Origin of the sequence: Flavobacterium sp. MAHUQ-57, from assembly GCF_051908335.1 — a bacterium.
GTDB lineage: Bacteria > Bacteroidota > Bacteroidia > Flavobacteriales > Flavobacteriaceae > Flavobacterium.
The window spans coordinates 872,070-886,446 of the sequence record NZ_JBPZTE010000006.1 but is presented as its reverse complement, the minus strand read 5'-3'; the positions used below and the strand labels follow the sequence as shown (position 1 = coordinate 886,446).

Here is a 14,377-nt window from a genome sequence, read left to right as displayed (position 1 = left end):
GATACGGAAATTTCAGACACAAAAAAAAGCCCACCTACCGGTGGGCTTTTGTGACCTCGACAGGATTCAAACCTGTAACCTTCTGAGCCGTAATCAGATGCGCTATTCAGTTGCGCCACGAGGCCTTTTTTGCTTTTGCAAATACTCATGAGTATTATGCTGTTTGCGGGTGCAAATATAGAAACAAATGTGTAACTTGCAAAGTAAATTTTTTAAAAAAATCAATAAAAATGAATTTAGAACAGTATTTCCGTGATATTCAAGACTTTCCGAAAGAAGGAATTTTATTCAAAGACATCACTCCACTCTTGTTAAACCCAAAAGCGAGGGAAAAAATGCTTGAAATTTTAGTTTCTAACTTGAATGGAATTACAATTGATAAGGTGGTTGGGGTAGAATCGAGAGGTTTCTTTTTTGGTATTTTATTGGCAGAAAAACTAAACGCAGGATTTGTACCGGTTAGAAAAGCGAATAAATTGCCTTATGAGACCATTTCGGCAAGCTATGAACTGGAATACGGTCAGGATGTTCTTGAAATGCATATTGATGCTATTCAAAAAGGGGATAAGGTGTTAATTCACGATGATGTATTAGCGACAGGTGGTACCGCCAAGGCAGTTTGTGAATTGGTTGAGAAATTGGGTGGTGAGATTGTACAGTGTAATTTTTTAATGGAACTCTCTTTTTTATCGGGTAGAGAAAAGATAAAAAAGAACGAAATCTTTGCGGCAATTACTTACTAGACAGAGCGCGAGTAGTTACATAATAACGCCATGCTAAAATGGCCATTTGCCATTTTTTTGCTTTTGCAGGATCTAGTTGCTTTTTCGTAAAACTTGGAAGTACGACCTTGTTGATTTTAGCTAAGACTTTATACATACTTTTTTTTAAGCAAATATATAAAAAAGAAAAGACTGCCAAATGGCAGTCTTTTTTATTGCTTTAGGCTTTACGTGCTTTTTGCTGTTCGGCTTTTGCTTTTTGCATTTCTTCTCTTGCTTTGATCATTTCGTCTCGAGCTTTCAGCATTTCTTCACGGGCTTTTTGCATTTCTTCACGTGCTTTTTGCATTTCCTCTTCTTGATCAGAATTCCATTCGAAATTAGATCTGTCTTCTCTCATTTTCTCTAATTGTGGACGCATTTTATCCATGTGCTCTTTCATTTTTTTCATATGGATTCTTGAATTTTCCATGGCATCCGATTTGATTCTTTCAATATCCTCTCTGCTCATTTTGAAAATTTCATCATCATTGAATTTGAATTCGAACGGACCGTTATCGCCGCCCTTGAACTCAAATTTCCCTTCAAAGTCTTTGTCCATTTTTTCTAAATCCGCTAATGGAATATCCATTTTTTTTCCGTTGATATAGACTTCCGGTTGTGCATCTTTTCCATTTTTTTTAATCACGATGTTTTTTCTGATCATTTTTGGAGTTCTTGGTACTGCTGGAGCTTCTATTTCATCAGCGAATTCTGGTAGTTCTGGAGTTTCGATATCAACAATCATATCTTCCATGTCGGGAATTTCAATATCGTCGATATCTGCAATTACTGGATTGTTGTTTTTTCTAAAATTTTTGAACACTTGTACTTCATTTGATTTGCCAAATCCAATGGTATTTCTGTTTTTATGAAAATAGATCGGTTTTATTGGTTCGTCACTATCAAATTGAGCCATTCCTTTTTGACCGTTTTCGTCTTTGTATTCAATTTTGATTCCGGTGATTTCACCTTTTTTATTTCTTTTGACTTTTGAATATTTTAAAGTTACCCCAAATTTTTCCTTTGCTATTTTGGCATCTTTTTTCATTTCATCATCACTTGAATTTTTATCGGTTTTAATATAAACACCGCCTTCTTGTGATTTTTGAACAATTTCTCTTTCCTGGGCAATGACTTTTATCTGAAATAATAAGATAAAGGCTACTAATGCTGGTAAAATTAAAGCGTACTTCCAGGAATTTCTTTTGTGTGATTGATTTTTGTTTAACATAACGATTCGTTTTTTAATTAATGATTGGTAAAAATGATTAGTAATCGATAAGCAGTTTTGATGAGTAACTACTTTTAAAAGTGCTTTTTGGTATACTTTTTTATCGTCGATTAATTGACTGGCTTTTTGATCGGCGATGTATTCCAGGTTTTGAATCATTGCCTTTTTATAGAGCCACATGAAAGGATTAAACCAAAAGATGATGCAAAAGAATTTGGCAATCATTACATCGATGGAGTGCTTTTCCTGACCGTGTACTTTTTCATGTAATAAGATACTTTGCAATTCGTCTTTTGTGTAAAAATTTGAATTGTAAACAATATAGTTAAAGAATGAAAAGGGTGCAATATTGTCATCTAAGTCTACTAAGCTGAATTGTTCTTTTTTAACAACTTCCTTTTTGTGTAATAGTTTGAATAATGATGCCAAATTGGTCATGATTTTACTAAAATACAAGAAAGCCACTAAGCCATATGAAATTAACCCGAATTGAAACCAATCTATAGTAAAAGCTGTTTCTGTTTGCGGAGTGAGTGTTGCTGTTTGTGAATACGCTATTAAATCTTCCATTGCTACTTTTGGGCGTTCCACAATGATGGTTTTTGTGATAAAATACAAAGGCATAACTGCCGATGTTGTTAACCCTGCCAGTAAAAACCATCTGTTTGTTGTGAAGAATGTCTCTTTGCGTAACAAAAAATGATAGGCCAAAAAATATACTGTTATCAGTACACTTGCTTTGAGTAGATAAATGAAAAAAGCTTCCATTATTTTTTCTGTTCAATGATATCTAAAATCTCACGTAATTCTTCTGCTGATATTTTTTGTTCTTCAGCAAAGAACGAAACTAAATTTTTATACGAACTGTTGAAGTAATTTTCAATAGCCGTTTTCATAAAGCGTTTACGATATTCTTCCATCGTTACAACCGGATAATATTGATGTGTATTACCAAAGGCATTGTGCGCTACGTATCCTTTCTCTTCAAGATTTCTGATTATGGTCGATAGTGTGTTGTAGTGAGGAGTTTCCTCTTTGATTTCTGCCATGACTTCTTTTACGAATGCTTTTTTAAGCTTCCATAAAATGTGCATGATTTCCTCTTCTTTGTTTGTTAACTTTTGCATGATTGTAAATTGTTAAACAAACATACAACTATAAAAATAGTTACACAACTGCTTTTGTAGTTATTTAACTAAATTTTAAGTTTTTCTGAATTCGCTTTTTGTGTAAGAGTTTGTTTTTTACTTTGTTTTGTATGTTAAAATAAAAAATTCCCGAGGTGACGGGAACTTAATCGTGAAAAATTCATGAATTGAAATACTATCCATCTCAGTTGATATAAATTAAATAGAATTAGTTTCTACTGCTTTCAATGCACGTTCTTTGGCTATAAGTTTTAAAGTCCATAAACCGAATAGGGTTCCAAGTGCACCAAGAGAACCCATAAAAATCCAATTGTTTTGATAGCTTTTATAATAATCTATGATTTCCAGTCCGACTTTACCACTTAGTATATGTGCCAAACTATAACACATAGTAAAAATAGCCATATAGCGACCTTCGTGTCCTTTCGGTGCGCGGCTCATGGCAAAGGAGTTCGAAAATGGAAAAGCAAACATCTCACCGAAGGTCATGAATAGCATCATCACAATTAAAATGGCGCTCCATTGATTGATAACAAGTAAATAAAGACTTATAGTCATACAAAAGGCTCCTAACGTAACTATTTTTACTTTATTCAATTGTTTGCGTTCAACATAACTTACAATGGGCATTTCTAAAAAGAAAATTAAGAGGCCATTCATCATCATCAATAGTCCGGTTTGGAATTCGGTTAGGTTAAATTGCTCTTTATGGTAGAGAGGTAGCGTTGTAAATAATTGAAAGAATAAAATTCCAGTGATTGTACAACAAGCTAAGAAAACCCAAAATGTTTTGTCTTTAAAAACCGAATCTGTAAGGATTTCGCCGGGATGTTCTTTGTCTGTATATTTTGAATGTTTTTTTTCTTTTACAAATGACCAAAAAATTAGAACCGCTAGAATGCAAGTTGCTCCATCAACCCAAAACAAGCCTTTATATCCTATGTTCATTATGATTAACCCACCCATGGCCGGACCGGCTGCAAAACCTAGGTTAATAGCTAAACGTACCAAGGTTAACGCACGAGTTCGGTTTTCTTTTTTTGCATAAGCGCCCAATGATACAAACATTGCTGGTCTGAACATGTCTGCAATAACCATAATCAGGAAGATAGAAATACAAAATCCAACATAACTTGTAATATGCTGTAACACAAAGAATGCTATGCCGCTAGTGAACAAGCTAAAAATCATTATCTTATAAAAACCAACCTTGTCAGATAATTTGCCACCTAACCAAGATCCCAACATAGAACCCAGACCAAAAAACAGCAAAACGGTTCCCACTTTAGTTGCACTGAAATGTAAATCTTCATATAAATATTTTGATAAGAAAGGGAGTACCATCGTTCCAGCACGATTGATAAAAGTCATTAAAGTCAGTATCCAAATTTCTTTTGAAAATCCTTTGAAGTTGTTGATGTAGCGTTGAAAGGCGTTTATAGGCATTGTTTGAAGTATGAGTCTCAAAGTTACTAAAATACTCCTTTGCAGTAAAAATTGTTTAACCTAATTTTGTGAAAAATACAACAATGAAAAAGTTATATGTATTAGTGTTTTTGTTTGCCTTTGGCTTTTCTTTCGCTCAGGAGAAAATGGAAACCGCTTTAGAGTACCAACAACATTTGAATAAAGAATTTGCCGATAGTACGTCAAGTCCATTAATGAAAGAGGATTTGGTGCATTTTAAAACGTTAGATTTTTTTCCAATTTCCGAAAATTATACTGTTAAAGCACAATTTACGCGCATTGAAGGTGAAGTTTTTGAAATGAAAACCTCTACCGATAGAAAGCCAAAATACAGAGTGTATGGTGTTTTGAAGTTTAAAATGAATGAAAAGAATTTACAATTGTATGTTTATCAGAATTTGGACTTGATGAAACGACCTGGCTACGAAGATTATTTATTTCTTCCGTTTAGCGATTTGACAAATGGAAAAGAAAGCTATATCGGCGGGCGTTATTTGGATATGCGTATTCCTAAAAATGAAACTGTTATAATTGATTTCAATAAAGCGTATAATCCGTATTGTGCTTATAATTATAAGTATTCTTGTCCGATTGTTCCAATGGAAAATGATTTGAGCATTGAGATCAAAGCAGGTGTTAAAAAGTTCCATGACTAATGTTGTTCAATCTTCACACACATAAAGCGTCTATTGCTGATAATGTATTGGAAATTGTCAATCAATATCCGTATGATTTTGATGAAACGATTTCTAATTTTTCAATTGGCATTCATCCCTGGTATATTGATGCAGATCAATTGGAACAACATTTAAAAATCATTGAGGAGAAATTACAGTTGCCCAATTGTTTGGCTTTGGGTGAATGTGGTTTGGATAAAAGGATTGAAATTTCTTTAGAATATCAATCATTGGTTTTTGAAAAACAATTAGTTCTTGCACAATTCTATAAAAAACCTGTAATTTTGCACTGCGTTTCGGCATATCAGGAAGTTATCGAAATAAAAAAGCGTTTGAAAATTGAACAACCAATGATTATTCATGGTTTTTCTAAAAATTTTCAGGTGGCCAAATCATTATTGGATAACGGATTTTATTTGTCGTTTGGGAAATATTTATTGCGAAATTCAGATTTGGCTTCTGTATTTGAACAAGTGCCAAATGATAGGTTTTTTATGGAAACCGATATGATCGAAGAAACCATTGAAGAAGTTTATGCTAAAGCAGCATCAATAAAAAAAATAGACATTGAAAAGCAAGTTGAAAATAATTTTAAACTGGTTTTTCAAAAATAAGGGAATTGAAGTATAAATTAAAGTAAAGAATATAAAAATGGCAGTGTGGCAAGAAAGAGCAGAGTTATTGTTTAAGAAAGAAGGATTAGAAAAATTAAAAAATTCTAATGTGCTAATTGTTGGTATGGGTGGTGTAGGTTCTTTTGCTGCCGAATTTGTGGCACGTGCCGGTGTTGGAAAAATAACCATTGTTGATGGTGACGTGGTAGATATAACAAACATCAACCGTCAATTACCTGCTTTGCATTCTACCGTTGGTTTACCCAAAGTAGAATTGATGGCAGCTCGTTTGAAGGACATCAATCCAGAATTGGATTTAACGGTTGTTCAGGAATTTCTTTCGCCGGAAAGAGCTTTTGAGTTGGTTACGGATGATTATGATTACGTTATGGATTGTATTGATAGTATTACTCCAAAATTGAATTTAATCATTGCTGCTAAACGCAAAAAAGTGAAAATTATCAGTAATATGGGTGCAGGAGGGAAGTTTGAAGCTGGTAAAGTGTGTGTAAAGGATATCTCTAAAACAGATTATTGTCCGTTGGCGAAACAAGTGCGTAAGCGTTTAAAAACAGAAGGTATTTCAAGTGGAGTGAAAGTGGTTTATTCCCATGAAAGACCTGATTATGATAGTGTGAAAATGACTGACGGTTCTAACTTTAAAAAATCTTTCTACGGAACCAATAGTTGGATGCCCGCTTTGTTTGGTTTGCATGCAGCAGAAAAAGTGGTAAGGGATCTGTTGAAAAAATAAAATTGATATACGAAACATAAAAAAACCGGGATATTCCCGGTTTTTTTATGTTTCATTTTCACTTATTCAGTTTTGTTTTTCCTGTTTTTATCAGCGTTAAGAATGTCTTTTACAATGGCATTGGCGATAGAATCCTGATTGACTGGTTTTGTCTTTTGAACAGTGACTTCTTTTTTAATCGGTCTTACCGGAATGTACAATTCAGTAATCCATTTTGAAGCTGATTTGTCTGTCGTTATGTTTTTAGTAATGACTTCAATTTCTTTGAATTTATCACTCTGTTCTAAACCATTCTTAACCATAAAATCTCGGAGTTGCTTCACTGCTTCTTTTTTATGATTGTAATTTCCTTTTAAAGTGGCTTTTACAGTACTTGAAGGATTAATTTGCCCTGTATAGAATTCACTATCGGCAGAAGTATAAATTTTCTTTTGAGTCGGTATAGCAACCGAAAATTTATACAAGTTATTTACTGTGTCTTTGGCATGATAAATTAAAAATGGATCTCCATTAGTAGGTGTGTTGGTCGCTATGAGAAGTTCTCTAAGTTTAGGAACATACAATTTAATTCTTTGTGGTATTTCTTCTGCTTTGGCTGCAACAACCTTTTGGATGTAGAAAATTGTATCTCTTTTTACAAATCCATCTACTTTGATGTCGAATGTATTCACTTCACGGGTCAAAATCGTATTGATTGAGTTTAAGCCTTCGTCAAATTCATCGGCAAAATCATTTTTAACGCCACGTCCTATTATGCTTAGGAATTTGTCTTTGAAAGTAAGGTTTCCTGCTGTAGTCCAGCGCAATACGGTTTTTTTTGCTAGTGTATCTTTAATGGTTAAAGTAAGCTCGTTGACAACATCATTGATGGTTATATTGTGAATAATCGTTTCGTTGTCAAGTGTATCCATCTTATTGATTTTCCAATTTTCATCTTTCCATGGGTTAATTGAATCCCAGTTTTGAGTATCGCTAACATATTTATAGACAACATCTTTTGGAACTTCTATAACTTTTGTTCGTTCGATGGAATAACTGCCGTCTTTAGTAGCTACAAAAACAGAAAGGGTACCTGCGCAAAGTAGCATTAATAAGATCAGATATTTGGCTATCTTCATAGATTCGGGTAATGTGAGTTGCGTAAAATTAGGAAAAAAATGTTAAAAGAATCATTTTTTAATTAATCTTTTAATAGTGTTTTGATTACAAACAGAAGTCCTATAAATACTAAAAATGCTATCAGTATCCAAATGCTTCCTTTGTAATGTTGTTTGTGTAGTTTTTTGTCTTTTCTATAGGAGAAAATCATGATGATTATGAAGCTGATAACAAAAAATAAAGCAAATAATAATTGACCTTGACTGAACATATTTTTTTTTGACAAAAATAGTAATTGTAAATTCAATATGTTATTTTGCGCAGTAATAAATGACGTAAAAAATGCAAAAACAAATTCAATCGGTACACGAATTTCACAGTGCCTTCGGTTTGGGAATAAAAAATGAACCAACGGGCGATTTAGGTGAAAATAAAAATAGACTTCGTTTCAATTTAATGAAGGAAGAAAATGAAGAGTATTTGGAAGCAGTTCAAAATAATGATATTGTAGAAATAGCGGATGCTCTTGGGGATATGCTTTATATTTTATGCGGGACAATTTTGGAACATGGATTGCAGCATAAAATTGAAGAAGTTTTTGATGAAATTCAACGCAGTAACATGAGTAAGTTGGGTGAGGATGGCAAACCGATTTACCGTGAAGACGGGAAAGTATTAAAGGGACCAAACTATTTCAAACCCAATTTTGAAGCTATATTAAAATAAAAAAAGCGGTTGAATTTTCAACCGCTTTTTAATTATACTTTAACTGTCCAACCAAAAGTATCTTCATCAATTTTATGTTGGATGTTGGTCATTTTTTCTTTTAAAAGACCTGCAAATGAATTTTCTAACTTAGGCAATTCATAATAGGTTTCATCGTATTGAAAACCAATAATCGGATTAACAACAGCAGCAGTTCCCGCACCAAAAATTTCTTTAAGGGTTCCGTTTTTAGAAGCTTCCACTAATTCTGAAACCAATACCGAACGAACTTCAACATCGATTCCTTCTCGTTTGGCTAAATCAATCAAACTTTTACGAGTTATACCGTCTAGAATTCTTTCGCTTGTCGGTGCAGTGAATAATGTGTCATTGATTCTAAAAAACACGTTCATTGTACCACACTCTTCTAATTTAGTATGGGTTGCATCATCAGTCCAAATTACCTGTTGGAAACCTGCGTTGTGAGCCAATTGAGTTGGATAGAACTGCCCTGAATAATTTCCGGCAGCTTTGGCAGCTCCGATACCACCGTTGGCAGCACGGCTGTAATAATCAGCTATAAGTACTTTTACTTCGCCAGAGTAGTAAGCTCTTGCGGGAGATAAAATAATACAAAAGCGATATTGTGTAGAAGGTTGTGCAATTACACCACTTCCTATAGCAATCATAAATGGACGGATGTATAACGAATTTCCTTTTCCTTTTTTAACCCAGTCTTTCTCGATTTTCAATAACTCTTTCAAACCATCGATAAAAATGTTCTCAGAAATCTCAGGCATACACAAACGTACAGCTGATTTATTGAAACGTTGATGGTTTTCTTCCGGACGGAATAACCAAACGCCATCATTCTCGTCTTTATACGCTTTCATTCCTTCAAATATAGCTTGCCCATAATGGAAAACTTTTGCTGAAGGATCTAAAGTGAATGGTTCGTATGGTTTAATAACAGGCTTTTCCCAAGCACCATTTCTGAAATCACACACTAGCATGTAGTCAGTAAAAACATTCCCAAAAGTTAAGCTTTCAAAATCTACTTCGTTGATTTTAGAAGAGTTAACTTTAATAATATCAATTTCACTTTGAATATCTAAGCCCATTACCTAAAATTATTTTTTGCTAATTTATGAAAAAACAGCACTTATTGTTAAATAAAGAACAAGAATTGAAATACTTTGAATGATTTTTTTGATAATTTTAAATTTTTCGTAATTAAGTTATCAATATGTTATATTTTTTAGAAAAGTTTTAAAGTATGTATAGCATTTCGCCTATTTCTAATAGATTTGCATTAACAAACAAAAAAGTTATAGAAATGAAAAGAATACATTTAGCCGTAGTAATGTCTTTATTATTGGCCGGATTTGGATCTAATGCCCAAACACCAACTAAAACTAAAAAAGTAGCTAAAACTTCTATTAATTCGAATGATTATGCTGTTTTTGGAGAAAAATTTGTGCCTGCCAATGTGTTGACTGAAAAAGCGATGCTCAAAAAATACAAATCATTAAAAAAAGGAGATACCATAAACATCAAATTCAAATCGGTGATTAAAGAAGTATGTAAAAAGAAAGGTTGCTGGATGAATTTGGATTTGTCAGACAACCACAACTCCTTTGTTCGTTTTAAAGATTATGGATTTTTTGTTCCATTGAATGCAGATGGCAGTGAAGCAATTGTTAATGGTAAAGCATTTATCGATGTAGTTTCGGTTGAAGAATTGCGTCACTATGCTAAAGATGCAAAAAAATCACAAGAAGAAATCAATAAAATTACAAAGCCAAAAGTGACTTATGCATTTCAGGCTACTGGTGTTTTAATTAAGAAATCCTAATGCGAAGCACTCTATTGTTTTTATCCATTGTTGTATTTTCTTCATGTGAAAAGAAGAAGGAACAATGCGAATTGCCCAAAGAGGAAAAGAAATTTGAAATGTATGAGATGTCCGAAATGGCAATGCTCATGGAACAAATGTACGTTGATAACGAGCGTTTGAAACAACGAATTGTGAACGGTGATACGATTGGCGCATTTCCTCAACATTTTCATAAAATTCATGAGGCTGTCATGACAGACAAACAGGAAAATGATGCTTTTTTTAAAGAGCATGCTAATGCTTTCATTGTGTCTCAGGAACTAATATATGAAGATCCAAAAAATGCAAAAAAGCACTTTAACAATAGTATTACCGAATGTGTAAAGTGCCACGAAGTTAAATGTGGTGGACCAATAGTGCGCATTAAAAAACTTTATATTAAGTAGAATTGGAGCGAAAAATTATAACCACACTCGACGGTTCCACTACAATACAGTTAGTAGATTGGGGTGAATGTTATCATTCTGTAAATGGTGCTGTTCAGGAGGCATTGCACGTATTTATAAAAAATGGTTTACTACAACAATCCAAAAGAAATGTGGCTATCTTAGAAATTGGTTTTGGAACCGGATTGAATGCTTTCGTTACTTATCTTGAAGGTGATAAAAATGGATTTGAAATTGATTATGTTGGAGTGGAAGCTTATCCCGTTAAGGAAGAGGAAGCTTTTGCAATGAATTACGCCGATACACTCGGTAAGTTGGAACAGGAGGATGTATTTAAAAGAATGCATCAGTGCTCTTGGGAAATACAACATAAAATTTCAGATGCATTTTTCTTAACCAAAAAGCAACAATTTTTTCAAGACATAAATTATAGTAATCAATTTGATATTATTTACTTTGACGCGTTCGGATATCAATACCAACCTGAACTTTGGAGCACCGAAATTTTTGCCAAAATGTTTGCTGCACTACAAGAAGAAGGTTTATTAGTAACCTATGCTGCCCGAGGTGCTGTAAAACGATCTCTTAAAGAAGTTGGTTTTTCTGTGGTAAAAATGGAAGGGCCTCCTGGTAAACGAGAGATGATGGTTGGCTTTAAGAAAGTGAATAATTTTTAGAAAACTATAACATTTTAGTTCCATATTTTTAGTATATTTGAGTGTATAATACCACTAATTTGAAATTATGTCAAGACAAATGGTCAACTATGCAAAATCGATTCTGGAAAGAGTTAGTTTTGATCCAGCTTTGTTCGGTAAAGAACTTGTTAAAGCAGTAAAACAATTATTACCGTACGAAGTTGAAGAATTAAAAATTTGGTTTTTTGATTTTACAAAAGAAAAACCAGAACTTAGAAAATGTGAAATATACCTTAATGTATAATTTAAAAAGGAGCTTTTATAGCTCCTTTTTTAGTTATGTATTTTGATGATTATGTAAGTTTTTTTATAAGATAAAATACAATTAGCGCATTTCATCGATTTTATTTGTATTTTATCGATATTTTTATCTACTTTTACAACGAGTTCTTCATCAAGTGTTTCATTATTAAAGTTGTAGTTATTATGCCTCGAATGATTTACGATTACACCAAAAACGTACTTGAAAAAGTTAGCTTTGATCTTAAACTGTTTACTAAAGAGTTAAAGAAAGCTGTTAGAAATTTGCTTCCTTATGAACTAGAACATCTAAAAAATTGGCTGTTGTATTTCACAAGCGAAAGACCAGAATTGAGACAATGCATTCACATTGTTGAAGTCTAACCCAGATACCACGAACTTAACTTAAAAAGGAGCTTAAAAGCTCCTTTTTTATTTCTTCTGTAACGGACTGATGATTTCCACATTTTGAAACGCAATAGCGCCTCGTAAAACTCCTGATATCGTATTTTTCAACGCATCTATGATATGAATTTTCAATTCGTTTTTAGGAAAGAGTAAACTGATTTCTCTAGCCGGTTTAGGTTCGATGAAATGTTTTAATTTCAGTTTGTCTTCTTCTTTTAAATCCAATGTATGCAAGTAGGGCAATAAAGTGATACCTAATCCTTCATCAGCTAGTTTGATTAGTGTTTCGAAACTTCCACTTTCAATTTGGAACTTATTTTCGCCACCATTTGAATTGTTTTTGCACAAATTCAAAATACCATCTCTAAAACAATGTCCGTCTTGTAATAGTAGAATTTCATCTACATTAAGATCGGCAACCTCTAATTCTTCTTTATTGAATTTTGGATGTTGCTGCGGTACATACACCATGAACGGTTCGTAGTACAAAACCACTTCTTTTATTTTTTCTTCTTCCAATGGAGTGGCTGCAATTGCGGCATCCAAATGTCCGTTTTTTAATTTAGTAACTATCTCAGAAGTGTTTAACTCTTCAATGATCAATTTTACTTTCGGATACTTTTTAATGAAGTTATTTAAAAACATAGGTAGTAGTGTAGGCATTACCGTTGGAATTATTCCCAAGCGAAATTCTCCACCAATAAATCCTTTTTGTTGATCAACGATGTCCTTAATTCTGTCGGCTTCATTGACGATGTTTTTGGCTTGAGCTACAATTTTTTGACCAACTTCAGTCAATTGAATCGGCTTTTTACTTCTGTCAAATATGATAATGTCTAGTTCTTCTTCCACTTTTTGAATTTGCATGCTCAAAGTAGGTTGTGTAACGAAACATTTTTCTGCAGCCAGTGTGAAATTTTTGTGTTCGGCTACCGCCAAAACATATTGTAATTGAGTAATAGTCATTTATAGTAAAATTTGATGCAAATATAATTAACTATAATTTTAATTGATAATTAATTTATTTTAAATTTTTCGTAAAAGAAGATGAATCTAGTTTTTATCTAAATTTTCATTAAAGGCAGAAGGCAACAATTGCGGAATAAATTTGATCAAAATGGGTAATAATAAACTTCCGCCAGGAACAAGAAATATAGTCAATGAGGGTATGCTTTTACAAATGTCAAGTAGTTGATTACGTATCTTCTTTTTCTCTTCAAGCGTTAATTTTTCCGAAGCGGATTTACGCAATAGAGTGACCAACTCTTTGCTTTGTGAGATTTCTAATAGTAATCTTGATTTATTTCTTTGAACCAATGTTTGCACGTTCGAAGTGGTTTGGTCATAGAAATGTTTTACTGGGTTCGAATAGTTGAAATAATGTATTGACGCTTTATTTTCGGTTAAAAAGGCATTCATGTCATTAATGCTATTCTTCGCAAAATCATCCGATACTTTGAGTTGTTTTGCCAATTCAAATAAAAAATTGCGCTCCGACTTTTCAATTACTCCATCATTCCAAAGTGCCATATTAGCAATATCAATCAAATAATAGCGCTCATAATCGTCTTCTAAATAAGAGAAATCTATATCATTTAAGGAAGTCTCTTTTGTTACTTTTTCATATTTCGAATAGCGAACAGACGATTCGAATAGTTTTTGTAACAAATCATCGTATTTTGATTTGGTCTCCTTAGTGTTTAGTGCTATGGATACCACACTCACAATAATCTCTTCGATTTTTTTTAAATACTTTTTGGGTAAACTATCCTCTTCAATACATCTTTTAAAAGCCAATACATCAATAAATAGCAAGGCATTAGTCAGGATATGAGAAAAATTCTTGCTAATGATATTGTCGTTGGTTTTTATGCGATTGGCAATAATCTTTTCTAATTTATTTTCTGCAGAATCGGTGGGTAAAAAAATATCTAGTACGCCGGAATTTTTAGGATGCAGTTCTTGGTAAAAAGCAACACACTTTTTAATAAATTCCTCAGAATTATTGTCTTTAGTTACAATTTGATAAACGCCATACAGCGAATTTAAGAGTGCAATTTTAGAAAATTCATCCGTAGTCCAGCCTTTGGTATCGATTGTTTTTGAAGTCACAAAATGTGTCGCATAACCCACCAAAAACCCTGTTTTTCTTGTAGCTACATAGAATTTTTCAAGATCGTATACCTTGAATTGTTCCTGTGCATTTTGCTCAAAGAAAAATTTATTTACCCAGCCATGTGCCGAAGGATTTATCATGCAACAAATTAATGTAAAAAAAGAAACTATAACA

General features: G+C 33.0%; 17 protein-coding genes and 1 tRNA gene. 9 read left to right on the top strand and 9 right to left on the bottom strand.

What is annotated here, in order from left to right; genetic code table 11:
• Positions 1-51 precede the first annotated feature (51 nt).
• Positions 52-125, bottom strand: a tRNA-Arg gene (locus tag ACS8MM_RS04470).
• A gap of 105 nt (positions 126-230) precedes the next feature.
• On the opposite strand from ACS8MM_RS04470, the gene ACS8MM_RS04465 reads away from it, so the two are divergent.
• Positions 231-743, top strand: coding sequence for an adenine phosphoribosyltransferase (locus tag ACS8MM_RS04465; RefSeq protein WP_379713487.1), 513 nt, complete (start codon positions 231-233; stop codon positions 741-743).
• On the opposite strand, the gene ACS8MM_RS04460 is transcribed toward ACS8MM_RS04465, so the two are convergent.
• The 4 genes from ACS8MM_RS04460 to ACS8MM_RS04445 all read right to left on the bottom strand — a co-directional run bounded on the left by ACS8MM_RS04460 (position 733) and on the right by ACS8MM_RS04445 (position 4,589).
• Positions 733-879, bottom strand: coding sequence for an SsrA-binding protein (locus ACS8MM_RS04460; RefSeq protein WP_379713484.1), 147 nt, complete (start codon positions 877-879; stop codon positions 733-735). The two genes, ACS8MM_RS04465 and ACS8MM_RS04460, sit on opposite strands and share 11 nt — an antisense overlap.
• A 63-nt stretch (positions 880-942) precedes the next feature.
• Complete coding sequence (locus ACS8MM_RS04455) at positions 943-2,763, bottom strand: M56 family metallopeptidase (protein ID WP_379713481.1); 1,821 nt, start codon at positions 2,761-2,763, stop codon at positions 943-945.
• Positions 2,763-3,122, bottom strand: a complete 360-nt coding sequence (locus ACS8MM_RS04450; protein WP_379713479.1) for a BlaI/MecI/CopY family transcriptional regulator — start codon at positions 3,120-3,122, stop codon at positions 2,763-2,765. Before ACS8MM_RS04450 ends, ACS8MM_RS04455 begins: the two co-directional genes overlap by 1 nt.
• A 219-nt stretch (positions 3,123-3,341) precedes the next feature.
• Positions 3,342-4,589, bottom strand: coding sequence for an MDR family MFS transporter (locus ACS8MM_RS04445; protein WP_379713477.1), 1,248 nt, complete (start codon positions 4,587-4,589; stop codon positions 3,342-3,344).
• A gap of 83 nt (positions 4,590-4,672) precedes the next feature.
• On the opposite strand from ACS8MM_RS04445, the gene ACS8MM_RS04440 reads away from it, so the two are divergent.
• The 3 genes from ACS8MM_RS04440 to ACS8MM_RS04430 are packed head-to-tail and all read left to right on the top strand — an operon-like array spanning position 4,673 to position 6,655.
• The gene (locus ACS8MM_RS04440; RefSeq protein ID WP_379713475.1) at positions 4,673-5,266 is read left to right on the top strand and encodes a DUF1684 domain-containing protein; all 594 of its coding nucleotides are present in this window, start codon (positions 4,673-4,675) and stop codon (positions 5,264-5,266) included.
• Positions 5,266-5,901, top strand: coding sequence for a TatD family hydrolase (locus tag ACS8MM_RS04435; RefSeq protein ID WP_379713474.1), 636 nt, complete (start codon positions 5,266-5,268; stop codon positions 5,899-5,901). Before ACS8MM_RS04440 ends, ACS8MM_RS04435 begins: the two co-directional genes overlap by 1 nt.
• 37 nt (positions 5,902-5,938) lie before the next feature.
• Positions 5,939-6,655: a tRNA threonylcarbamoyladenosine dehydratase gene (locus tag ACS8MM_RS04430; RefSeq protein WP_379713472.1), complete on the top strand. Its 717-nt coding sequence runs from the start codon at positions 5,939-5,941 to the stop codon at positions 6,653-6,655.
• A 62-nt stretch (positions 6,656-6,717) separates the two neighbouring features.
• Here the strand turns inward: ACS8MM_RS04430 and ACS8MM_RS04425 are convergent, their stop codons facing one another.
• Positions 6,718-7,773 carry an AraC family transcriptional regulator gene (locus tag ACS8MM_RS04425; protein ID WP_379713470.1) on the bottom strand — a complete coding sequence of 352 codons (1,056 nt, stop codon included), beginning with the start codon at positions 7,771-7,773 and terminating at the stop codon, positions 6,718-6,720.
• Positions 7,774-8,095: 322 nt separating this feature from the next.
• On the opposite strand from ACS8MM_RS04425, the gene ACS8MM_RS04420 reads away from it, so the two are divergent.
• Positions 8,096-8,479, top strand: coding sequence for a hypothetical protein (locus ACS8MM_RS04420; RefSeq protein WP_379713468.1), 384 nt, complete (start codon positions 8,096-8,098; stop codon positions 8,477-8,479).
• 32 nt (positions 8,480-8,511) lie between these two features.
• On the opposite strand, the gene ACS8MM_RS04415 is transcribed toward ACS8MM_RS04420, so the two are convergent.
• On the bottom strand, positions 8,512-9,579 hold the full coding sequence (locus ACS8MM_RS04415; protein WP_379713465.1) for a branched-chain amino acid aminotransferase: 1,068 nt from the start codon (positions 9,577-9,579) through the stop codon (positions 8,512-8,514).
• Positions 9,580-9,794: 215 nt separating this feature from the next.
• Between ACS8MM_RS04415 and ACS8MM_RS04410 the strand changes: the two genes are divergently transcribed.
• From ACS8MM_RS04410 to ACS8MM_RS04395, 4 genes are all read left to right on the top strand, one after another.
• Positions 9,795-10,313, top strand: coding sequence for a DUF4920 domain-containing protein (locus tag ACS8MM_RS04410; protein ID WP_379713462.1), 519 nt, complete (start codon positions 9,795-9,797; stop codon positions 10,311-10,313).
• Positions 10,313-10,741, top strand: coding sequence for a hypothetical protein (locus ACS8MM_RS04405; protein ID WP_379713460.1), 429 nt, complete (start codon positions 10,313-10,315; stop codon positions 10,739-10,741). Before ACS8MM_RS04410 ends, ACS8MM_RS04405 begins: the two co-directional genes overlap by 1 nt.
• A gap of 2 nt (positions 10,742-10,743) precedes the next feature.
• Positions 10,744-11,418: a tRNA (5-methylaminomethyl-2-thiouridine)(34)-methyltransferase MnmD gene (gene mnmD / locus ACS8MM_RS04400; RefSeq protein ID WP_379713457.1), complete on the top strand. Its 675-nt coding sequence runs from the start codon at positions 10,744-10,746 to the stop codon at positions 11,416-11,418.
• A 67-nt stretch (positions 11,419-11,485) separates the two neighbouring features.
• Entirely contained in the window at positions 11,486-11,683 is a 198-nt protein-coding gene (locus tag ACS8MM_RS04395) for a hypothetical protein (protein WP_379713453.1), read from the top strand.
• 428 nt (positions 11,684-12,111) lie between these two features.
• Here ACS8MM_RS04395 and ACS8MM_RS04390 read toward each other — a convergent pair whose 3' ends face one another.
• Both ACS8MM_RS04390 and ACS8MM_RS04385 read right to left on the bottom strand, forming a co-directional pair.
• Positions 12,112-13,053 carry a LysR substrate-binding domain-containing protein gene (locus ACS8MM_RS04390; RefSeq protein ID WP_379713450.1) on the bottom strand — a complete coding sequence of 314 codons (942 nt, stop codon included), beginning with the start codon at positions 13,051-13,053 and terminating at the stop codon, positions 12,112-12,114.
• Between the two features lie 87 nt (positions 13,054-13,140).
• Positions 13,141-14,343, bottom strand: coding sequence for an LETM1-related biofilm-associated protein (locus tag ACS8MM_RS04385; RefSeq protein WP_379713447.1), 1,203 nt, complete (start codon positions 14,341-14,343; stop codon positions 13,141-13,143).
• Positions 14,344-14,377: the final 34 nt, after the last annotated feature.